The sequence below is a fragment of the Clostridioides sp. ZZV14-6345 genome (genome assembly GCF_020657775.1).
Taxonomy (GTDB): domain Bacteria; phylum Bacillota; class Clostridia; order Peptostreptococcales; family Peptostreptococcaceae; genus Clostridioides; species Clostridioides difficile_D.
In genome coordinates, this window is record NZ_JAGWCX010000031.1 from 24,791 (window position 1) to 47,306 (window position 22,516).

Genomic DNA, 22,516 nt, shown 5'->3' on the forward strand with positions numbered 1-22,516 from the left:
GGATGGCAAAACAAGCTGTAGGTGGGCAAGCTGTTATTGAAGGTGTAATGATGCAGTCAAAAGACAAAAGAGCAGTAGCTGTTAGAAAAAGTGATGGAGAAATAGCATTAAAAGAAGATAGAATAAAAAGTTGGGTAAGAGATAAGAATATAGATAAGATACCTTTTGTTAGGGGTTCTTTTGTTATGATAGATACAATGATTCAAGGTATAAAAAGCTTAAACTTTTCTTCAGAGTTTTTTATGGAAGAGGCTGAAGAGGATAAATTTGATTTATTCATAAAGAAAATTTTTAAAGATAAGGCAAATGATATAATTATAATATTTTCATTAGTCATAGCAATGCTACTTTCTGCTGGATTATTTATTTTTATACCTACATTGGTAGGAGGAGCTTTTTCTAAGGTAATGCCTAATGACTTTATGCTTAATTTAATAGAAGGAATCATAAGAATTGCTATATTATTTGCATATATAGTACTGATTTCACGAAGTAAGGATATAGAAAGAGTATTTCAATATCATGGAGCAGAACATAAATCTATATATTGTTATGAAAATGATTTAGAACTTACAGTAGAGAATGCTAGAAAATTTAAAAGGCTACATCCTAGATGTGGTACAAATTTTTTATTTATAGTTATGGCTGTATCAATAATATTGTTTGCATTTTTCGGCTGGCCAAATCCAATCCTTAGAATATTTATGAGAATTATATGTGTGCCTATAGTAGCAGGTTTATCTTATGAAGTAATTAGAATTCTTGGAAGATATGATAATGGATTTACTAAAGTTATTGCATATCCAGGAATGATGTTGCAATATTTTACAACAAAAGAACCTGATGATGAGCAATTAGAGGTTGCCTTAGAAGCATTAAAGGCAGTAGTAGATTAAAGAAAAGGATATTTATTATGACAATAAAAGATATAATTATTAAATATTCAGATACATTTAAAGATATAAGTGACACTCCAAGATTAGATACAGAGTTATTGTTACAAAAAGCATTAGGAGATGTTGACAGGCTATATATTCACTTAAATCTGGATAAAGAGCTAACTGAAGAACAAGAAATAAAATTTATAGGTTTTGCAAAGGAAAGATTAAATGGAAGACCAATAGCATATATAGTTGAAAATAGAGAGTTTATGGGATTAGACTTTTTTGTTAAGGAAGGTGTATTGATTCCAAGACCCGATACAGAAAATTTAGTAGAAGAAATAATTGAAATATGTAAAGGAAGAAAAGAAGTAAGTATACTAGACATAGGTACTGGTTCTGGTGCTATTACAGTAAGTTTGGCGAAGTACATTGAAAATTCTAAAATCATGTCTTTTGATATATCAGAAATAGCCTTAGAAATAGCTAAAAAAAATGCTATTATAAATGAAGTTGGTGAAAAAATAAAGTATATCAATTCCGATTTATTTACAGCAATAAGTGATAGTAATATAAAATTTGATATAATAGTTTCAAATCCTCCATATATTAAAAAACAAGATATAGAAACGCTGCACACACAAGTTAAAGATTATGAGCCATATAATGCTCTTGAAGGTGGAGAAGATGGATTGGATTTTTATAGAAAAATAACAGAACAAGGGAAGAAATATTTAAATAGGTGTGGAATATTAGCATATGAAGTTGGTCATAATCAAGCTGAAGATGTAATTAATATTATGAAAAGTAATGGATATAAAAAAATATATACAAAGAAGGATATTCAAGGCATTGATAGAGTTGTTATAGGTTACAATATATGATATAATCAACAATTGATATGTTACATTTAATCGAGGTGAAAGTATGTTAAAAAAATTAGAAGTATTGGAAGATACATATAAAGACTTAAGTGAAAAAATAGGTGATCCTGATGTAATAAATGATCAAAAAGTTTGGCAAAAGTATATAAAAGAGCATGCTGACTTAGAGCCTATTGTTATGAAATACAGAGAGTATAAAAGTGTTTTAGATAGTATAAAAGAATCAAAAGAAATTTTACAAGAAGAGTCAGATGAGGAATTAAGAGAATTAGCTAAGATGGAGTTAGCTGAGATGGAAGAAAAAGTAGCACCTCTAGAGGACGAAATAAAAATACTATTATTACCTAAAGACCCTAATGATGACAAGAACGTTATAGTTGAAATTAGAGGTGGAGCTGGAGGAGATGAAGCAGCTCTGTTTGCGGGTGATTTATTTAGAATGTATTCAAGATATGCTGAAAGAAGAAGATGGAAAATAGAATTATTAAGTGCAAGTGATACTGGAGTTGGTGGATATAAAGAAGTATCTTTTATGATAAAAGGTAAAGGTGCTTACTCAAGATTAAAGTATGAATCTGGAGTTCATAGAGTTCAAAGAATACCATCAACTGAATCTGGTGGAAGAATACACACATCAACTTCTACTGTTGCAGTATTACCAGAAGTTGAAGATGTAGAAGTTGAAATAAATCCAAATGATTTAAGAATAGACGTTTTCCGTTCTTCAGGTAATGGAGGGCAAAGTGTCAACACTACTGACTCTGCGGTTAGGGTAACACATATACCTACAGGTGAGGTAGTATCTTGTCAAGATGGAAAATCACAATTAAAAAATAAAGAGCAAGCTTTAAAAATATTAAAAGCTAGACTTTACGATAAAGCATTGGCAGAACAACACAAAGATATAGCAGCAGAAAGAAAAAGCCAAGTTGGAACAGGAGACAGATCGGAAAGAATAAGAACATATAATTTCCCTCAAGGTAGAATAAGTGACCATAGAATAAATTTAACTTTATATAAGCTAGATGCATTCTTAGATGGAGATATAGATGAAATGATAGATGCTTTAATTACTGTTGACCAAACAGAAAAAATGACTGCAATATAAGTAATGTTTTAAAGAAGCTGTTTCTTTCTAGAAATTATTTTCTATTTTGAAACAGCTATTTTGCATTTTAGGTCATGTTATCATATTCTACTGTATATAATTGTTATATACAAGTATAGGAGGGTTATATGATACTAAAAGTAACAATGATTGGTCTTTTGGCAGGTGTTATAGGGACAGGATTAGGAGGAGTAATATCAGCTATTTTTAAAAGAGAAGTTGATAAATATCTAAATTTCTTTATGGGATTATCTGGCGGAATAATGTTGGCTGTAGTGGTGTTTGATTTGATGAAAGAATCAATGGACAAAATGGGGATAATCAACACAGTTATATTTACATTTGTTGGAGCTCTTATAACTATGTACATAAAAACAAAATTAGATGCATCTGGAAGTATGGCATCTGGGTATCTTATATTCATAAGTATATTACTACATAATTTACCAGAAGGACTAGCCATTGGTTCTTCTTTTATGTCAACTGAAAGTTTGGGTATTACTCTTGCTATAGTTATAGGTCTACATAACATACCAGAAGGATTGGCTATGGCATTGGGCTTAGTTTGTAATAAAATGAAACTAAGTAAAGTTATTTTATTTACTGTAATAGCTGGATTGCCTATGGGCTTAGGAAGTTTTTTAGGTGTTTATTTTGGAGGAGTATTTACTTCTCTTATAGGAGTATTTCTTGCTACAGCAGGAGGTACTATGATGTATGTTGTATTGGAAGAAATTTTTCCACATTCTAAAAGTGTGTATTGTATAATTGGTTTTTTGTTAGGTACAATGATTGTAAACTATATATAAAATTAAAATGAAAGCAGGCATACAAAAGATGAAAACTATTATAAGTAATATTGATATAAATAATATTGATTATGAGGAAATAAAAATACAAGCAAAACTTCTTAGAGAGGGCAAAACAGTTATTTTTCCAACTGAGACAGTGTATGGTCTAGGTGCAAATGCGTTAGATGAAAATGCAGTAAAGAAGATTTATGAAGCTAAAGGGAGACCAAGTGATAATCCATTAATAGTCCATATATATGAAAAAGAAGAGGTCTATAATTTAGCCAAAGATATAAGTGATAAAGCTAAGCTTGTTATAGAAAAGCTTTGGCCAGGACCTATAACAATCATATTAAATAAGAAATATATAATTCCATATAGAACTAGTGGTGGGCTTGATACAGTTGCAATAAGGATGCCTTCTAATGTTATTGCCAGGGAAATAATAAAAGAATCTGGTATACCTATTGCAGCTCCTTCTGCAAATATATCAGGTCGACCATCTCCAACAAAAGCAAAACACGTATATGAAGAAATGAATGGAAGAGTAGATGGAATAGTTTTAGGAGGAGATTGTAATTTTGGCTTGGAGTCAACTGTATTAGACCTAACAGAAGAAACTCCTATGATACTGAGACCAGGAAGTATAACCAAGGAAGTTTTAGAGGAACTTCTTGGAGAAGTAAAGCTTGACCCATCATTAAGTAAAAAAGAAGATAATCAAAAAGCTAAAGCTCCTGGAATGAAATATAAACACTATTCTCCAAATGCAGATGTATATATTATATCTGGAAAAAGAGAAAATGTAGCAACAAAGATTAATGATATGATAAAATCTAATAAAGAAAAAGGTCTAAAGACAGGTGTAATGTGTATTAGTAGAAACAGAGAGTTTTATGATGGAGAAGTAATAGATTTAGGAAGCTCTCTTGAGGAAGTTGCAAGTAATCTGTTTGATGCCCTTATAGAAATGGATAAAAAGGGTATTGATGTCATATACTCAGAGGAGTTCCCTAAGACTGGTGTTGGACAAGCAATTATGAATAGACTACTGAAGGCAGCAGGATACAGAGTAATAAAGGCATAAAAGGGAGTTGTAAAATATGAATATACTTATTGTATGTACAGGGAATACTTGTAGAAGTCCTATGGCTGAGGCTATATTAAAGAAAGCAATTAAAGAATCTGGAAAAAATATTGAAGAATATTCTATATCATCAGCAGGTATATCTACAGTAGATGGAATGGCTGCTTCTAAAAATTCTATAGACGCATTAAAAGAAATTGGTATAGACTTATCAAATCATAGAAGTAAAGTAATTACCAAAGAATTAATCGATAAATCAGATATAATACTAACAATGACTAAATCACATAAAGAAATTTTAGTACAAGCAGTTCCAAAATGCAGAGAAAAAGTGTATACTTTTAAAGGGTTTGTAAATAAAAATGAGTCAGATATTTCTGACCCATTTGGAGGAAATTTAGATACTTATAGAAATACTATGAGAGAAATAATATATTCTGTCAACGAAATAGTAAAAAAAATATAAAACGGAGGATAAACAAATGAAGATAGGATTAGGTTGTGACCATGGAGGATATAATTTAAAACAGGAAATAATAAACTATTTAGAAGGTAAAGGTATAAAATGTGTAGATTATGGAACTAATAATGCGACAGATTCTGTTGATTATCCTGTTTATGGAGAAGTAGTTGCAAATGCAGTTATAAATAAAGAAGTAGATTATGGAATATTATGTTGTGGTACAGGAATAGGAATATCTCTAGCTGCTAATAAGGTTCCTGGGATAAGATGTGCAGTTGTATCAGATGTATTTTCTGCAAAAATGTCAAAAGCACATAATGATGCAAACATGTTATCATTAGGTGAAAGAGTTTTAGGAAAAGGTCTAGCACTTGAAATAGTTGAAGCATGGATTAATACAGATTTTGAAGGTGATAGACATGCTAGAAGAGTAAATATGATTAAATCAATAGAAGAAAAACACAATAAATAATAAAAATTACAGTTTTATCAGGAGGAATTATCAAAATGAGTAAAGTGGTAGAGACAAACCATCCATTAATACAACATAAATTAACTTTAATGAGAGATAAAAATACTGGTTCTAAAGACTTTAGAGAACTTTTAACTGAAATTGCAATGTTAATGGGATATGAAATAACAAAAGATATACCATTAAAAGATGTAGAAATAGAAACTCCTATTCAAAAAACATCATCTAAAGTAGTTGCAGGTAAAAAGTTAGCAATAATTCCAATTTTAAGAGCAGGTCTTGGAATGGTAGATGGATTAGTAAGCTTAATGCCAGCAGCAAAAGTTGGACATGTAGGACTATATAGAGACCCAGAAACATTAAAACCAGTTGAATATTATTGTAAGCTTCCTCAAGACATTGGAGAAAGAGATATAATAGTAGTTGACCCTATGCTTGCAACAGGAGGGTCTGCTGTAGCAGCTATAGATTTACTTAAATCTAAAGGAGCTAAAAGTATAAAATTAGCTAATTTAGTAGCTGCACCAGAAGGTATAGCAGAAGTACAAAAATATCATGATGATGTTGATATATATGTTGCATCAGTTGATGAAAGATTAAATGAACATGGATATATAATTCCTGGTCTTGGTGATGCTGGAGATAGATTATTTGGAACTAAATAAAAATAAATAACCATAAATATTTATTAGGGACTTTCTTATGTAGTGTATATAATTTTATGTAAGAAGGTTCCTTTTTATGTATTTTTCTCAAAATAGGAATTCTTGAATTGATAAATTTCTCGAATTGAGAATAAAAAGTTTTTACCAATTCAAAAAGAATAGCTATTTTATAGAATTCTACAAAATATTAGTTCTTTTTAATGTGGCATGTTAGTTGCTTACGATTAAATTGATATGTATTAAATGTGTTAAATGTATTAATTGAATTAAGAATGAAATATTAATAATATTATTGGGAGTGGTAATACATGAAAAATTGTATAGTGGTAAGAGGAGCTGGAGATTTAGCAACAGCAGTTATTCATAAATTACACAACAGTGGTTTTAAAGTAGTTGCTTTAGAAATAGAAGAGCCATTAGCTATAAGAAGACAAATTTCTTTTTGTGAGGCTGTTTATGAAAAAAAAGTAACCATTGAAGGCGTAGAGTGTATACTTTGCTATACTGAAAAAGAAATAGAAGAAACATTATCTCAAGGTAAGGTAGCATTGATTATAGACCCCAAAGGAGAAAAATTATCTGAGCTAAATCCAATTGTTTTGGTTGATGGGATATTAGCTAAGAAAAACTTAGGTACTACTAAAGATATGGCACCACTTACAATAGCCTTAGGTCCTGGGTTTTGTGCAGGAGAAGATGTAGATATTGTTATAGAGACAATGAGAGGTCATAATCTAGGAAGAATAATAACTAATGGAAGAGCAGAAGAAAATACAGGAGTACCAGGAGCAATAAAAGGTTTTTCAAAAGAGAGGGTAATGCATTCACAGTACAATGGAATAATAGAAAATGTATGTAAGATAGGTGATGTAGTTGAAAAGGGAGACTTACTTTGTTATATTAATGATTATGAAAAAAAACATGAAGTTAGAGCGACAATATCTGGAGTTCTTAGAGGATTACTAAAAGATGGAGCAAAGGTAAATAAAAATTTAAAAATACTAGACATAGACCCTAGAAAAGAAGAAGTTAAGAATGCTTTTACAATATCAGATAAAGCTAGATGCATAGCTGGAGGGGTTTTAGAAGCAATATTAAACAGTAGGATTTATCCAAAAAATTAATTTATATTAGATAAAGCTATTAATATTTTATTAAGATGATATAATAAATTTAATAGATTAAAGAGAGCATATAACGGGTATTTAAAATTTAAATGGTAAAAATGCTCTTTTTTTATTGGACATTCAATTAACATGTGTATATAATATAAAAATAAGTATTTATTTAGGTTGAAATCTAATAAATATATAAGACTAGTACATAAGCAAAGAGGAGAAAAGTAAATTATGAGACCATCATGGGATGAATACTTCATGGAAATTGCAGAGGTAGTGAAAAAGCGTTCAACTTGTATTAGAAGACAAGTAGGAGCTGTCATTGTAAGAGACAAACAAATATTAACAACTGGATATAATGGCTCCCCAAGAAATCTTGAACACTGTGAAAATATTGGATGTAAAAGGCAGGAATTAAATATTCCCTCAGGAGAAAGACATGAATTGTGTAGAGCATTACATGCTGAACAAAATGCCATAATACAAGCTGCTCATAATGGTATTAGTGTGGATGGGGCAACTTTGTATGTTACTACAAGACCTTGTGTTTTGTGTGCAAAAATGTGCATAAATGCAGGGATATTAAAAATTGTTTATGAAGGTGATTATCCAGATGATATGTCTACAGAATTATTAAAAGAAGCAGGGATAGAACTCATAAAATTTTAGTAGATAAAATTAGCGTGACAATAAATGTCAAATTATGACACTGAAATACACTGAAATAAAATGGTTAAAAGAAAGTATTTGAAAAATCATCAAATTAGTAGTAAGATATATTTTATAATTAAATAAATTTATGAGATAGATTAATTACATGTTATTTATTTTGTAATAATGAGGGATACTATTTATGAGTAAAAAAAATACACATATGGAAATTGCAAAGTTGTTTAGTTTAATAAGTCAAATAGGATTGATGATTGTGATATCAATATTAGGATGTACTTTCTTAGGAAAATTTTTAGATAGTAAATTAAATACTACTCCAGTTCTGACAATAATATTTTTATTGCTAGGTGTTGGAGGTGCTTTTAGTGGTGTTTATAAAACTCTAATAGTATATACACGAAGGAAGTGATATATTGGATATAAAATTACTTAACCAGGTAAGGTCAGTAACAAAGGGTATAGTAATATTTGATGTAGTTTTAATTGTGCTAATGTTGATAACATCAACATTAAGTAAACCAGTATTATTAGGACTTATATTTGGCTCTATAATAGCTATGTTAAATTTTAGGTTATTGGCGATATCACTGGAAAAATCAGTGACATTTCCTGCTGGAAAGGCACAAGCTTATGCGTCAGCACAGTATACCATTAGGTTATTTATAATGGCAGTTGTTCTAATTGCTTCAGCTAAGGTACCACATTTAAATATAATCGGAACAGCATTGGGATTATTGAGTACAAAGTTTGTCATATTATCAAAAAACTTTATAAATAAATTAAAGAGGAAGGAGGCATAAGTATGAATCAAGCGCATTATTATCTCATAGGAAACTTTAAGATTAGTGAAACAATACTAGTAAGTTGGGGAATAATGGCCTTTTTAGCGATAGCATCTTATTTTTTAACTAGAAACTTAAAAAAAGTTCCAACTAGTAAAGTCCAAATATTTTTAGAATTTGCAATAGGTGGTCTTGCTAAAATGGTTACAAATGTTATGGGCAAGAATACAATAAAAAGAATGCCATATATGATACCATACATAGGAAGTTTGTTTTTATTTTTCGCATGCTCAAATTTAAGCCCATTACTTGGATTAAGATCACCAACAACTGACCTAGATACAACTGCTGCATGGGCAATGATTACATTTTTTATGATTTATTTTGCAGGAGTTAAATTTAAAGGGTTATCATACTTTAAAGAATTGGCTCAACCACTTGCCATAATGTTGCCAATTAATATTATAGGTGAGCTAGCTAGACCAATATCATTAAGTTTCCGTCCATTTGGAAATATTTTAGGGGGAACAATTATAATGGGTCTGTTTTATCAACTTTTAGGTTTTATATCTAGTTTAATACCAGGGTTATCAATACCAATTGGACAGATATTAATACCAGTTCCATTACACTTGTATTTTGACTTATTTGCAGGATTGTTACAGGCATATATATTTATAATGTTAACAATGGTGTTTATATCAAGTGCAGGAGAACTAGATTAAGAAATCAACTTATATTAAGATAAAAAATAAAATAATTTAAAAATTTAAAGTTTTAAGGAGGAAATAATTATGGAAACAGCAATAGTAGCGGCAGCATCAGCAATAGGAGCAGGAATAGCAGTTGCAACAGGTATAGGTGCAGGTATAGGTCAAGGTGTAGCAGCAGGTAAAGCTGCAGAAGCAGTAGGAAACCAACCAGAAGCTAAAGGTGATATAACTTCAACTTTATTACTAGGTGTTGCTATAGCAGAGTCTTCAGCAATATATGGTTTGGTTGTATCAATAATACTTCTATTCGTAAATCCATTCTTTAAATACTTAGGAATGTAGATTTAGTCCTTAAATATTTTGAGATAGGTTTATAGGTAAATCATCTCAAACTTATAATCATGAGATGAACTTTATCATCTCGTGATTATAAGTAGTTATGATTTATGGAAAGGAGGATAATTATGGAAAAAGCACTAGTAGGTATAACATGGGAATTTGTGTTCCAAATTGTTAATACTTTTATAATATTTTTACTTCTGAGAAAGCTTTTATTCAAGCCAGTATTAAATATAATTGAATCAAGAGAAAATGATATTAAAAATGATTTGGCAGAAGGCGAAAAAGCAAAAAATGAAGGTTTAGCTTTGAAAAAAGAATATGAGTCAAAAATCAATTTTGCTAAAGATGAAGGTCAAGAAATCATAAAACAAGCAACTATAAGAGCAGAGCAGAAATCAGATGATATAGTAAATACTGCAAAGAAAGATGCTCTTGATATAAAAAATAAAGCAAACAAAGATATAGAACAAGAAAGACAAAAGGTTATAAATGAAATCAAGAATGATATATCTAACATAGCACTACTTGCAGCATCTAAGGTTATTGAAAAAGATTTAGATAAATCTAAACATGAGGAATTGATAGAAAACTTTATAAAAGAGGTAGGGGAAGCTAAATGATAAATGTAATAGCAAACAGATATGCCGAAGCCCTATTTCAATTAGGAGAAGAAGAAAATTCAACTGATGTATTATTTAAAGAATTAGAAAAAGTAGTAGATATGATGACTAAAGTTAGTAAAGATTTCTACAAAGTTTTAAAATCACCATTAGTTTCAAAATCAGAGAAGAAAAACTTGGTAGAAATTATTTTTAGTAAAGAAGTAAGTCTTAATATGAAAAACTTTTTAAAAGTTTTAGTAGACAAAGATAGAGTATCATATTTAGAAGATATAGAATTAGCCTATAAAGAATTATTAAATAAGAAAAATAATGTAATTGATGGTGTAGCAATAAGTGCTATTCCAATGAGTGAAACAGATATTAAAGAACTTGAAGTTAAACTTTCAAATCAATACAACAAAAATGTTACTATAGAAAATGTCGTTGACAAGACTATACTAGGGGGAGTTCTAGTTAGAATTGGAAATGAGCAGATAGATGGCACTGTAAAAACTCGTCTAGATAAGATGAAAGAAAAGCTATCTGAAGTAATATCTTAAGAATGGTGGTGAACCCATGAACTTAAAACCTGAAGAAATAAGTTCTATAATTAAACAGCAAATAAAAAATTATGAGAATAAAGTTGAGTTGACAGATACAGGTAGTGTTTTAACAGTTGGGGACGGTATAGCGAGTGTATATGGACTAGAAAAAGCTATGTCTGGTGAGTTACTAGAGTTCCCTGGTGAAATATATGGTATGGCACTTAACTTAGAAGAAGAAGTAGTTGGAGCTGTTATACTTGGAGATGACAGTACAATAAAAGAAGGCGATATAGTTAAGAGAACTGGAAGAATAGTTGAAGTTCCAGTTGGAGAAGCTTTAATAGGTAGAGTTGTAAACTCTCTAGGTCAACCAATAGATGGAAAAGGACCTATAACATATACAAAAACTAGACCAGTTGAATCTGAGGCACCTGGTATAATAGATAGAAGGTCTGTTTATGAACCATTACAAACAGGAATTAAATCAATAGATTCAATGATACCAATTGGTAGAGGTCAAAGAGAGTTAATAATAGGTGACAGACAAACTGGTAAAACATCTATAGTTATTGACACTATATTAAATCAAAAAGGAAAAGATGTTATCTGTATATATGTAGCAATTGGTCAAAAACGTTCTACTATAGCTCAATTAGTTAGTTCTTTAGAAAAAGGTGGAGCTTTAGACTATACAATAGTAGTTTCAGCAACAGCATCTGAATCAGCACCACTTCAATATATAGCACCATATGCTGGAGCAGCTATGGGTGAAGAATTTATGTACAATGGAAAACATGTACTTATAGTGTATGATGATTTAAGTAAACAAGCTGTTGCATATAGAGAAATGTCATTATTACTTAGAAGACCACCAGGACGTGAGGCATACCCTGGAGATGTATTCTATTTACATTCAAGATTACTTGAAAGAGCAGCTAAGTTATCTGATGAATTGGGTGGAGGTTCAATGACTGCCTTACCTATAATAGAAACTCAAGCTGGTGACGTTTCTGCATATATACCAACTAATGTTATATCTATAACAGATGGTCAAATATACTTACAACCAGAGTTATTCTATTCAGGTGTAAGACCAGCAGTTGACCCTGGTATATCAGTATCAAGGGTTGGTGGTTCTGCGCAAATTAAAGCAATGAAAAAAGTTGCAGGTACATTAAAACTTGCATATTCACAATATAGAGAACTTGCAGCATTCTCACAATTTGGTTCTGACTTAGATGAAGATACTAAAAAGAGACTTGCTCAAGGTGAAAGAATCGTTGAGATATTAAAACAAGGTGAGCATCAACCAATAAAAGTTGAAAATCAAGTTATGATAATATACGCTGTTATAAATAATCATCTAGAGGATATTCCAATAGATAATATAGCTAGATTTGAATCAGAATTGTATGCATTTGTAGATAATAATTATCCAGAAATATCAAGAAAAATATTAAGTGGAGATGACTTCACTCATGATTTAACAGATGCAATAAATGAATTTAAAGAAAAGTTTGTTGTTGAAGTATAATCCTTTTTAAAAAAGGAGGTAAATTAATTGGCAGGAGCTGGAATTAAAGCAATCAAAACACGTATGGGAAGTGTTGAAAGTACAAAGCAAATAACTAAAGCGATGGAACTAGTTGCATCTTCTAAGCTTAGAAAAGCAAAAGAAAAAGCTGAAAATTCAAGAGAATATTTTAATACTTTGTACGATACAGTAAAAGATATTGCCCAAACAACACGTGGAGTTAGAAATGAATTTTTAAAAGAAAGAGAAGTAAAAAACAAATGCTATATAGTAGTAGCTGGAGATAGAGGACTTGCAGGTGGATACAATTCCAATGTATTAAAGGAATCTGTGTCTCATATGGAAGGTAAAAAGGAAACAGTTATTACTGTTGGAAAGAAAGCTCATGAATTTTTTAATAAAAGAAACTACAATATAGCAAAAGATATAAATAGTGTTGAAGCTTGTGGATATGAAGATGCGATAGAAATTTCACAAACTATTATTGACCTGTATAAAAAAGGTGAAGTAGATGAGGTTTATATTGCTTATACAAAATTTAAGTCAGCTTTATCACAGGAAGTTGAAATTTTAAAATTGCTTCCATTAGTTTTTGAAAAAGATACAGATGAACAAGGCGTTGTAATAAAAGAAGAAAAACAAAGTAAATCAAAAGTACAATATATACCATCAGCAGAAGCAGTTTTAAGTTATATTGTACCTCAGTTTATATCAGGTACAGTATATGGTGGAATTTTGGAATCTTTTGCTTCAGAGCAAGGTGCTCGAAGAACTGCGATGGAATCGGCCACAGACAATGCAAATGAAATGCTATCTAATTTAGAGTTAAGTTATAACAGAGCAAGACAGTCAGCTGTAACTCAAGAAATAACAGAGATAGTTGGCGGAGTTGAAGCTCTAAAATAGGGAGGTTAGGAAATGGCAAATGTAGGTAAAGTAGTACAGATTGTAGGAGCTGTACTAGATGTTAAGTTTGATAGTGAACAAAGCCTACCTAACTTATTAAATGCGTTAGTGATAAAGTTAGGAGATAAAGAAATAGTTGCAGAAGTTGCTCAACATATAGGTGATGATACTGTAAGATGTATAGCTATGAGTGCAACTGATGGACTTGTAAGAGGTATGGAAGTTGTAGATACAGGAGAACCAATAAGTGTTCCTGTTGGAGATGAAACTTTAGGTAGAATATTCAATGTTCTTGGAAAACCAGTTGATGGAAAACCAGCTCCAAAATCTGCACCTAAATTACCTATACATAGACCAGCACCAGCATATGATGAACTAGAAACTACAGCTGAAATACTAGAAACTGGTATTAAGGTAGTTGACTTACTAGCGCCATATTTGAAAGGTGGAAAAATAGGTCTGTTTGGAGGAGCAGGAGTAGGAAAGACAGTTTTAATACAAGAACTTATAAACAATATCGCTAAACAACATGGTGGTATTTCTGTATTCTCAGGAGTAGGAGAAAGAACAAGAGAAGGTAATGACCTTTATGGAGAAATGAGTGAGTCTGGCGTTATAAATAAAACTGCTCTAGTATTTGGTCAGATGAATGAACCACCTGGAGCGAGAATGAGAGTTGCCTTAACTGGACTTACAATGGCAGAACATTTTAGAGATGAGCAAGGACAAGACGTTTTACTTTTTGTTGATAATATATTCCGTTTCACACAAGCTGGTTCAGAAGTTTCAGCACTTCTAGGACGTATGCCATCAGCTGTTGGTTATCAACCAACATTAGCTACTGAAATGGGTGCACTTCAAGAGAGAATAACGTCAACTAAAAAAGGCTCAATAACATCTGTTCAAGCAGTATATGTACCAGCAGATGACTTAACTGACCCAGCACCAGCTACAACATTCTCTCACTTAGATGCAAAAACAGTTTTATCAAGACAAATATCATCATTGGGTATATATCCGGCAGTTGACCCTCTTGAATCTACATCAAGAATTCTTGACCCTAGTATAGTAGGAAAAGAACATTATGAAGTAGCCAGAGGTGTACAATCGATACTTCAAAGATATAAAGAACTTCAAGATATAATTGCTATACTTGGTATGGATGAACTATCTGATGAAGATAAGTTAATAGTTGCACGTGCTAGAAAGATACAAAGATTCTTATCTCAATCATTTACAGTTGCTGAGCAATTTACAGGAAATCCAGGTCAATATGTTCCTGTTAAAGAGACTGTAAGAGGATTTAAAGAAATTCTTGAAGGTAAACATGATGACTTACCAGAGTCAGCATTCCTATTTGTAGGGACAATAGAAGACGCTGTTAAAAAAGCGAAGGGAAGTATGTAGTCATGGCTAGTGAATTTTCATTGAAGGTTGTAACTCCAAATAATACTTTTTATGATGGAGACGTTGAAATGATAGTAGTTAGAACTACAAAAGGAGACAAAGGGGTATTGAAAGGTCATATACCATTTGTTTCAGGTATAACTGTAGGAACTTTAAAGATAAAAAAAGATGGAAGCTTTAAAGAGGCGAAAATAGCAGAAGGATTCGTTAATGTGGCTCAAGATAAAACTGTCATATTGACAGAATCTGCTGAGTGGATTTAGTAATTTAATTTAGAATGTAAAAAGTCATTTTGACCAAAAATATTTTGGGTGAAATGACTTTTTGCGTTTCGGCGTTAATAAAATAACAATAAGATTGTAATCTTTTAGTGATAATAAATTCACAAAATGTTTGAATTTACTGCAAAATTATGTTGTAATTAATAAGATAAAGAAGATTTAGATAGCTTTTATACAAGTGAAAATATCCTCATATAAGAAATACATATAAAATTTTTATAAAATTTAAAAAATTTGCTTAGTTGTGTAGTATAATAAATAATATAATAGATTTGTATATAATATTCATTACAAATAACTTTAAAAGTTACAGTTTTATTATAATGATTATTAAATTAAGGTAAGTAACATAAACTAAATAATAATATGTATTATTGATAGTAAATTTATAAATTCATTATTAATTATTGAAAGAAGTATTATAAATTTTCTGGAGGAAAAATGAATATATTTGATATTGGTGTAGACATAATTGAAATTGACAGAATAAGAAAAGCTGTAGAAAAAAATAATAGGTTTTTGGAGAAAATATTTACATATAGAGAAATAGAGTATTTTAATTCTAAGAATTTTAAAGCAGAAAGTATAGCAGGTAATTTCGCAGCTAAGGAAGCTATAAGTAAATCTATAGGTACAGGGATTAGAGTGTTTAACTTTAAAGATATAGAAGTTCTCAGAAATGAGATGGGAAAACCAATAGTAAAAACTTATAATAATCTAGCAAAAATGTGCATAGATTATAATGTTTTAGAAATAAAAGTTTCAATATCACATTCAAAAGATTATGCTGTAGCAAATGCGATAACCATAATTAAGGACTAAGGAGTGATTACATTATGATGGATAAAACAGCAAAAGAAATAATGACAACAGATGTAATAGTAGCAAAACAAAATGATAGTATAGCAGATGTAGCCAATATGCTAATTGCAGAAAAAATAGGAGGTCTGCCAGTTGTAGATTCAGAGAATAGAGTTGTTGGAATAATTTCTGAAACAGATATTCTTAAAAAAGAAAAATATATAGAAGCACCTCTCTATATAAATCTATTACAAGGATTGATTTTCTTAGATGATTTAAAAAAGGTAGAAAAAGATATAAAACAAGTAGCTGCTTATAAGGTTGGAGAACTTATGTCTAAAGATATAATAAAGGTTCATGAAGATGATAAGTTTGATGATGTAGCTAATATAATGATTAAAAAATCAATAAACAGAGTTCCTGTAGTAGATGATGACAATAAACTTAAAGGTATAATTTGTAGATATGATATAATAAAAGCTTTATACAATGAATAAACTGAAGTAGGAGGTGTGATGTGAGAAAAAAGTGGACCATAGTATGTATTATGTTCTTGGCACTGGTTATAATTGTAATAGGATGCCAAAAACGACAGTCCACAAAAGAAGAAGTATACAAAGATTTTCAAAAGCAGATTTCTGATATGAATTATTATAGTTGTAAAGCTGAAGTAGAAGTAGTTGGAAATAGAAGCCCACACAATTATGTTTTAATTCATACTTATAAAAAAACCGATAACTATAAATTAGAAGTAATTTCCCCAAAACATTTAAAAGGGAAAAGTATAGAGTATCAAGGCGATAAAATATTAGTTAAAAATCCAAATATTAGTGATATAGTGGAGTTACCTAATACAGGAAAAAATAATCAATATCTTTTTATAGGAGACTTTATAAAAAACTATCTTCAAAACGAAGAGATGAAAGTAAAGTTATCCAAAGGACATTTGGTTTTAGAGACTTTTATTCCTGGGGATAATGAATATTTTAATAAGCAAGTATTGTATGTAAATGCTGACACAAAAAGTCCTGAAAAAATGGAAGTATTGGATAAGGAGGGAGTGCCAAGATTTACAGTAAAATACAAAGATTTTGAATACAGAAACTAAGGGGGACTAAAGAAATGCAAAAAATAACAGTGCCTACATGGGTAGAGATAAATCTAGATAACTTAAGATTTAACTTAAACAATATTAAAAATTTATTAGAAGAAGATATTAAGGTTTGTGGAGTAATAAAAGCTGATGCATATGGACATGGTGCAGTAGAAGTTGCAAAATTACTAGAAAAAGAAAAGGTAGATTATTTAGCAGTGGCAAGAACTGCTGAAGGAATTGAACTTAGACAAAATGGCATAACACTTCCTATTTTGAACTTGGGATATACTCCAGACGAAGCTTTCGAAGATTCTATAAAAAATAAAATAACTATGACAGTTTATTCTTTAGAAACAGCACAAAAGATAAACGAAATTGCAAAATCTTTAGAGAAAAAAGCCTGTGTTCATGTTAAGATAGACTCAGGAATGACTAGAATAGGTTTCCAACCTAATGAGGAGTCAGTACAGGAAATAATAAAATTAAATAAATTAGAATATATAGATTTAGAAGGTATGTTTACTCATTTTGCTACAGCTGATGAAGTAAGTAAAGAGTACACTTATAAACAAGCTAATAATTATAAATTTATGTCTGATAAGTTGGATGAGGCTGGTGTAAAAATAGCTATAAAACATGTATCAAACAGTGCAGCCATTATGGATTGCCCTGATTTAAGATTAAATATGGTAAGAGCAGGAATAATATTATATGGTCATTATCCATCTGATGATGTATTTAAAGATAGATTAGAATTAAGACCAGCCATGAAATTAAAATCAAAAATCGGACATATAAAACAAGTTGAACCAGGTGTAGGAATAAGTTATGGACTAAAATACACAACTACTGGTAAAGAAACAATAGCTACAGTTCCAATTGGATACGCAGATGGATTTACTAGAATTCAAAAAAATCCTAAGGTTCTTATTAAAGGAGAAGTGTTTGATGTAGTTGGTAGAATTTGTATGGATCAAATAATGGTTAGAATTGACAAAGATATAGACATAAAAGTTGGAGATGAGGTTATACTATTTGGAGAAGGCGAAGTTACAGCTGAGCGTATAGCTAAAGACTTAGGAACTATAAACTATGAAGTGTTATGTATGATATCAAGAAGAGTTGACCGTGTTTATATGGAAAATAATGAGCTTGTACAAATAAACAGTTATTTGCTAAAATAAAACCATGATATTATAATCTGGGAGGCGATTTTGTGTACGATAAGAGTAAAGAAAAAATAGAAGTTACTTTACCAGATTCTCTGATTTCTGAAGTTGATAGTATAGTTCAGATGGAGAACAGTAACAGAGAAGATTTTGCAAAAGCTGCTTTTCAGTTCTATATAACTCAGAAAAAGAGAATTCATATTAAAGAATCTATGAAAACGGGTTATAGAGAAATGGGTCAAATTAATCTGTCACTAGCTGAATTAGGTATGACAGTTGAAGAAGTATCTTCTGATGATAAAAATGAAGGGAAGATTGCCCAAGGTGAGTACTAATTGTGAAATAAAGCGTGGTGATTTATATTACGCTGATTTAAGTCCAGTTGTTGGTTCAGAGCAGGGAGGCGTTAGACCTGTTCTGATAATACAAAATGATGTAGGTAATAAATATAGTCCTACAGTTATAGTATCAGCTATAACATCTCAGATTAATAAAGCCAAATTACCTACTCATGTAGAGATAAGTTCCAATGAATATGGGCTTAATAAAGACTCAGTAATTCTTTTAGAGCAAATTAGAACCATTGATAAAAAGAGGCTGAGGGAAAAAATTGGTTGTCTAGATGAAAATATGATGATAAAAGTAGATGATGGACTTCAAATAAGTTTAGGATTATTTACTTTTTAAAGAGGGATTTGTCTTTTATTAGACAATCCCTTTTTTCTTTGAAAATATTTCTTAGGGTTTAATTTTAATGGGATATGTTAATAAAATTAAAAATAACGCAAAAAAATAGCATAAAAGTGATATAATAATATGGAATTGATATAAAATTACGAACTCAAGGGAGGTAATTGCATGAGAGACCATAAAGGATTAAATGAGATTGCGCGTATCATAAGAAGAGATATAGTCTCAATGATACATAGAGCCAAATCTGGACATCCAGGAGGGTCATTATCAGTAGTTGAAATACTTACTGCGTTATACTTTGATGAAATGAATGTGGATTCTTCAAATCCTAAAATGGAGGATAGAGATAGATTTGTATTATCAAAAGGACATGCTGCACCAGCATTATATGCTACATTGGCTGAAAAAGGATATTTTGATAAGGAAGAACTAAATGGGCTAAGGAAAATCGGTAGGATGTTACAAGGTCATCCAGATATGAAAGTAACACCAGGAGTAGAGATATCTACAGGTTCTTTAGGTCAGGGTTTTTCAGTTGCTTGTGGTATGGCTATGGCATCAAAGCTGGATAATGCTCCATGGAATGTATATACTTTACTTGGTGATGGTGAAGTTCAAGAGGGGATTGTTTGGGAAGCTGCTATGAGTGCTGCACATTATAAGCTTGATAATCTAATTGCTTTTTTAGACAATAATGGACTTCAAATAGATGGAGATACAGAAAGTGTAATGAGTTTAGGTTCAATAGTTGATAAATTTAAAGCTTTTGGGTGGAATGTAATTGAAATAGATGGGCATGATTTTGACCAAATATTTGCTGCTCTTGATATGGCTAAATCAACAGTTAAAAAACCTACAATGATAATTGCAAAGACCATAAAAGGCAAAGGAATATCTTTTATGGAAAATCAAGCAGGATGGCATGGGACAGCTCCAAGTGATGAGGAGTTAGAAAAGGCATTACTTGAATTAGGAGGTGCTGACAATGAGTAAAATGGCTACGAGAGAAGCATATGGTAAAGCATTAGTAAAACTAGGTCAAATAAATGACAATGTTGTAGTATTGGATGCAGATTTATCAAAATCTACAAAAACACATGATTTCTACAAAGCATTTCCAGATAGATTTTTTAATATGGGTATAGCTGAACAAAATTTAATAGGCGCTGCTTGTGGATTATCGACTGCTGGCAAAATACCTTTTGCAAGTACTTTTGCTATGTTTGCTACAGGAAGAGCCTTTGAGATTATAAGAAATTCAGTTTGTTATCCAAAGCTAAATGTAAAGATATGTGCTACTCATGCAGGTCTTACTGTTGGAGAGGATGGAGCATCTCACGAAAGTGTAGAAGATATTGCAATAATGAGAGCTATACCAAATATGACAGTTCTTGTTCCAGCTGATGGAGTTGAAACAGAGAAAATGATTTTTGAAATAGCTAAGTATAATGGACCTGTTTATGTTAGACTAGGAAGAAGTTCAGTTCCGGTTTTATTTGATGAAGACTATACATTTGAAATAGGAAAAGGTGCAGTCTTAAGAGATGGGAAGGATGTATCAATTATAGCTTGTGGAATTATGGTAAATGAAGCTCTATTGGCACAAGAAAAGTTGCAAGAAGAAGGTATAAGTGCTAGAGTTATAAACATGTCTACAATAAAACCTATAGACAAAGATTTAATATTGAAATCAGCAAAAGAAACGAATGCTATTGTAACTGTAGAAGAACATAGCATAATTGGAGGATTAGGTTCTGCTGTAAGTGAGGTAGTAGGGGAGTCTTATCCAGCTATCGTAAAAAAAGTTGGAATTAAAGATTCATTTGGCGAATCTGGTGCTCCAAATGAATTGTTAAAAAAATATGAATTAACTTGTGATGACATAGTAAAGGTTGTGAAAGAAGCTATTATTGCCAAAAGAATATAAGAGATGTAAATTATTCATGTTTGTTAATAATATAATATATTTAAAGGAGAGGTATAAAGTACTATATTAATTTATATCTCTCTTTTTTGTACATGATATCAATATATCAAAATTGTAATAAAATATTCAAATTTTTACAAAAATAGAGAAAATATTCAAATATATATTGACTATTCAGAAAAATATGACTAATATATAATTTATAGAGAAATTAATTTTATATATAATGACCACCTATATAAAAGAGAATCTAAGAAAATTATGAAAGGAGGTTTGTGGTATAAAAACATATTATAAGTTTTAAGTCATTATACTAAAAAACTATAAAACAGGTATCATGTATTTTATGTTAAAGGAAATTGTAAGTAGTTTATCGAATTGTTTAAGCAGATGAAAAAATTTCACATGGGGAGGTAACTGAGATATGTCAGAGAAAGTAAATGTTAAAACAGTCATCAGTTTCGCAGGTGCGTATGTAGCAACAGTAATCGGTTCTGGATTTGCAACAGGACAGGAAATAATGCAATTCTTCTCTTTTTATGGTTTTGCAGGTATTATTGGTGGGATAATTTCAATGGTATTATTCTCATGGATGGGTGCTTCAGTTATGTCAAAAGGTAAAGAACTTCAACTTAAAGAACCTATCAAAATTTATCGTGTTTATTGTGGTAAGTATTTAGGAATATTCTTTGAGTGGTTTGGACCTTTATTCTTATTTGGTGTTTTCGTAGTAATGATTTCAGGAGCAGGAGCAACTTTAACTGAATACTATGGATTAAACCCATTTGTAGGTAGAGTAGGTATGGCAATAGTAGCATTATTAACTGTTTCACTAGGTCTTGATAAATTATCAAAGATACTAGGTGGAATAGGACCTATAATAATAATCTTTACACTTTTAGTTGGTTGTATAAGTTTAGCTAACAATATAGGTAATATAGGAGAAGCTGCACAAGTTCTTAATACTGTGAAGATATCTAAACCAGTTCCAAATGCTTACCTATCTGGTGTAATATATACTACTTATAACACAATTGTTGTTATGGCATTCTTAACTGGATTAGGAGCAAGTGCTGCTAATAAAAAAGAAGCTATTTGTGGTGGTATATTAGGTGGGGTAGCACTTATGGCAGCAGCTATAATGATGCACTTAGCTATTCTTTCTGATATAGGAAGCTTATATTCAAAAGCAATACCTTCATTATTCTTAGCTGATAAGATTTCACCAACAGTTGGAGTTTTATTCTCAATAATTCTTATATTAGGTATATATACAACAGCTGTACCTTTATTATGGTCAGTAACTAATAGATTTGTAGAAGATAATCATCCTAAATTTAAGCTAATAACTTTAATAACAGCTATATTAGGTCTTATAGGTGGATTCCTACCATTTGATAAGCTGGTTGGTATTTTATATCCATATACTGGATATATGGGCGTCATAATACTGGTTTGTGTTCTTTATAGACAGATTACAAAAACATCTGGATATCAAGAAGGAGTTAATGGCAAATAAATATTTTAAGATTGTAAACCAAAGAGCTATATGAAAACAATTAATTGTTTTCATATAG

The 22,516-nt window shown here is 30.7% G+C and carries 29 protein-coding genes; all 29 read left to right on the forward strand.

The window, feature by feature from the left end; all coding sequences use genetic code 11:
• Positions 1-2: 2 nt before the first annotated feature.
• The 29 genes from KGF39_RS10095 to KGF39_RS10235 all read left to right on the forward strand — a co-directional run bounded on the left by KGF39_RS10095 (position 3) and on the right by KGF39_RS10235 (position 22,458).
• Positions 3-896 (forward strand): DUF1385 domain-containing protein, encoded by an 894-nt coding sequence (locus tag KGF39_RS10095; protein ID WP_227822211.1) that lies wholly within the window; start codon positions 3-5, stop codon positions 894-896.
• Positions 897-913: 17 nt separating this feature from the next.
• Positions 914-1,765, forward strand: a complete 852-nt coding sequence (gene prmC, locus KGF39_RS10100) for a peptide chain release factor N(5)-glutamine methyltransferase (RefSeq protein ID WP_227822212.1) — start codon at positions 914-916, stop codon at positions 1,763-1,765.
• Positions 1,766-1,808: 43 nt separating this feature from the next.
• On the forward strand, positions 1,809-2,873 hold the full coding sequence (prfA, locus tag KGF39_RS10105) for a peptide chain release factor 1 (RefSeq protein ID WP_107596175.1): 1,065 nt from the start codon (positions 1,809-1,811) through the stop codon (positions 2,871-2,873).
• A 128-nt stretch (positions 2,874-3,001) separates the two neighbouring features.
• Positions 3,002-3,682, forward strand: coding sequence for a ZIP family metal transporter (locus KGF39_RS10110; RefSeq protein WP_227822213.1), 681 nt, complete (start codon positions 3,002-3,004; stop codon positions 3,680-3,682).
• Between the two features lie 28 nt (positions 3,683-3,710).
• Positions 3,711-4,751 carry an L-threonylcarbamoyladenylate synthase gene (locus KGF39_RS10115; protein ID WP_227822214.1) on the forward strand — a complete coding sequence of 347 codons (1,041 nt, stop codon included), beginning with the start codon at positions 3,711-3,713 and terminating at the stop codon, positions 4,749-4,751.
• A gap of 16 nt (positions 4,752-4,767) precedes the next feature.
• The gene (locus tag KGF39_RS10120) at positions 4,768-5,217 is read left to right on the forward strand and encodes a low molecular weight protein arginine phosphatase (RefSeq protein WP_227822215.1); all 450 of its coding nucleotides are present in this window, start codon (positions 4,768-4,770) and stop codon (positions 5,215-5,217) included.
• 16 nt (positions 5,218-5,233) lie between these two features.
• Complete coding sequence (rpiB, locus tag KGF39_RS10125; protein WP_227822216.1) at positions 5,234-5,686, forward strand: ribose 5-phosphate isomerase B; 453 nt, start codon at positions 5,234-5,236, stop codon at positions 5,684-5,686.
• Positions 5,687-5,721: 35 nt separating this feature from the next.
• Positions 5,722-6,351 carry a uracil phosphoribosyltransferase gene (gene upp / locus KGF39_RS10130; protein WP_003437840.1) on the forward strand — a complete coding sequence of 210 codons (630 nt, stop codon included), beginning with the start codon at positions 5,722-5,724 and terminating at the stop codon, positions 6,349-6,351.
• Between the two features lie 308 nt (positions 6,352-6,659).
• Positions 6,660-7,475 (forward strand): selenium-dependent molybdenum cofactor biosynthesis protein YqeB, encoded by an 816-nt coding sequence (yqeB, locus tag KGF39_RS10135; RefSeq protein WP_227822217.1) that lies wholly within the window; start codon positions 6,660-6,662, stop codon positions 7,473-7,475.
• 225 nt (positions 7,476-7,700) lie between these two features.
• On the forward strand, positions 7,701-8,138 hold the full coding sequence (locus KGF39_RS10140) for a deoxycytidylate deaminase (RefSeq protein WP_003421374.1): 438 nt from the start codon (positions 7,701-7,703) through the stop codon (positions 8,136-8,138).
• 184 nt (positions 8,139-8,322) lie between these two features.
• Positions 8,323-8,550, forward strand: coding sequence for an AtpZ/AtpI family protein (locus KGF39_RS10145; RefSeq protein ID WP_054275330.1), 228 nt, complete (start codon positions 8,323-8,325; stop codon positions 8,548-8,550).
• A 76-nt stretch (positions 8,551-8,626) separates the two neighbouring features.
• On the forward strand, positions 8,627-8,941 hold the full coding sequence (locus KGF39_RS10150; protein WP_413927008.1) for an ATP synthase subunit I: 315 nt from the start codon (positions 8,627-8,629) through the stop codon (positions 8,939-8,941).
• 2 nt (positions 8,942-8,943) lie between these two features.
• On the forward strand, positions 8,944-9,648 hold the full coding sequence (locus tag KGF39_RS10155; RefSeq protein WP_054275328.1) for a F0F1 ATP synthase subunit A: 705 nt from the start codon (positions 8,944-8,946) through the stop codon (positions 9,646-9,648).
• 69 nt (positions 9,649-9,717) lie between these two features.
• Entirely contained in the window at positions 9,718-9,978 is a 261-nt protein-coding gene (atpE, locus tag KGF39_RS10160; RefSeq protein WP_021386434.1) for an ATP synthase F0 subunit C, read from the forward strand.
• A gap of 122 nt (positions 9,979-10,100) precedes the next feature.
• A complete protein-coding gene (atpF, locus tag KGF39_RS10165) occupies positions 10,101-10,598 on the forward strand; it encodes a F0F1 ATP synthase subunit B (protein ID WP_054275327.1) in 498 nt (165 codons plus the stop codon).
• Complete coding sequence (locus KGF39_RS10170; protein WP_227822218.1) at positions 10,595-11,140, forward strand: F0F1 ATP synthase subunit delta; 546 nt, start codon at positions 10,595-10,597, stop codon at positions 11,138-11,140. Before atpF ends, KGF39_RS10170 begins: the two co-directional genes overlap by 4 nt.
• 16 nt (positions 11,141-11,156) lie before the next feature.
• Positions 11,157-12,659 (forward strand): F0F1 ATP synthase subunit alpha, encoded by a 1,503-nt coding sequence (gene atpA / locus KGF39_RS10175; RefSeq protein ID WP_227822219.1) that lies wholly within the window; start codon positions 11,157-11,159, stop codon positions 12,657-12,659.
• A gap of 27 nt (positions 12,660-12,686) precedes the next feature.
• On the forward strand, positions 12,687-13,565 hold the full coding sequence (atpG, locus tag KGF39_RS10180; protein WP_054275324.1) for an ATP synthase F1 subunit gamma: 879 nt from the start codon (positions 12,687-12,689) through the stop codon (positions 13,563-13,565).
• 12 nt (positions 13,566-13,577) lie between these two features.
• Positions 13,578-14,972, forward strand: a complete 1,395-nt coding sequence (gene atpD, locus KGF39_RS10185; protein WP_227822220.1) for a F0F1 ATP synthase subunit beta — start codon at positions 13,578-13,580, stop codon at positions 14,970-14,972.
• Positions 14,973-14,974: 2 nt separating this feature from the next.
• The gene (gene atpC / locus KGF39_RS10190) at positions 14,975-15,235 is read left to right on the forward strand and encodes an ATP synthase F1 subunit epsilon (RefSeq protein WP_054275322.1); all 261 of its coding nucleotides are present in this window, start codon (positions 14,975-14,977) and stop codon (positions 15,233-15,235) included.
• A gap of 459 nt (positions 15,236-15,694) precedes the next feature.
• Positions 15,695-16,075, forward strand: coding sequence for a holo-ACP synthase (gene acpS / locus KGF39_RS10195; RefSeq protein WP_227822221.1), 381 nt, complete (start codon positions 15,695-15,697; stop codon positions 16,073-16,075).
• Positions 16,076-16,089: 14 nt separating this feature from the next.
• Entirely contained in the window at positions 16,090-16,551 is a 462-nt protein-coding gene (locus tag KGF39_RS10200; protein WP_227822222.1) for a CBS domain-containing protein, read from the forward strand.
• Between the two features lie 20 nt (positions 16,552-16,571).
• Positions 16,572-17,162, forward strand: a complete 591-nt coding sequence (gerS, locus tag KGF39_RS10205; protein WP_227822223.1) for a germination lipoprotein GerS — start codon at positions 16,572-16,574, stop codon at positions 17,160-17,162.
• 14 nt (positions 17,163-17,176) lie between these two features.
• Entirely contained in the window at positions 17,177-18,334 is a 1,158-nt protein-coding gene (gene alr, locus KGF39_RS10210; protein WP_227822224.1) for an alanine racemase, read from the forward strand.
• Between the two features lie 32 nt (positions 18,335-18,366).
• The gene (locus tag KGF39_RS10215) at positions 18,367-18,654 is read left to right on the forward strand and encodes a ribbon-helix-helix protein, CopG family (RefSeq protein ID WP_054271906.1); all 288 of its coding nucleotides are present in this window, start codon (positions 18,367-18,369) and stop codon (positions 18,652-18,654) included.
• Positions 18,623-19,006: a type II toxin-antitoxin system PemK/MazF family toxin gene (locus tag KGF39_RS10220; protein ID WP_003421356.1), complete on the forward strand. Its 384-nt coding sequence runs from the start codon at positions 18,623-18,625 to the stop codon at positions 19,004-19,006. The genes KGF39_RS10215 and KGF39_RS10220 overlap by 32 nt, the downstream gene beginning before the upstream one ends.
• 171 nt (positions 19,007-19,177) lie before the next feature.
• Positions 19,178-20,005, forward strand: a complete 828-nt coding sequence (locus KGF39_RS10225) for a transketolase (RefSeq protein ID WP_227822225.1) — start codon at positions 19,178-19,180, stop codon at positions 20,003-20,005.
• Complete coding sequence (locus KGF39_RS10230; protein WP_227822226.1) at positions 19,998-20,939, forward strand: transketolase family protein; 942 nt, start codon at positions 19,998-20,000, stop codon at positions 20,937-20,939. Before KGF39_RS10225 ends, KGF39_RS10230 begins: the two co-directional genes overlap by 8 nt.
• A 424-nt stretch (positions 20,940-21,363) precedes the next feature.
• Positions 21,364-22,458, forward strand: a complete 1,095-nt coding sequence (locus tag KGF39_RS10235; protein WP_227822227.1) for a hypothetical protein — start codon at positions 21,364-21,366, stop codon at positions 22,456-22,458.
• Positions 22,459-22,516 lie beyond the last annotated feature (58 nt).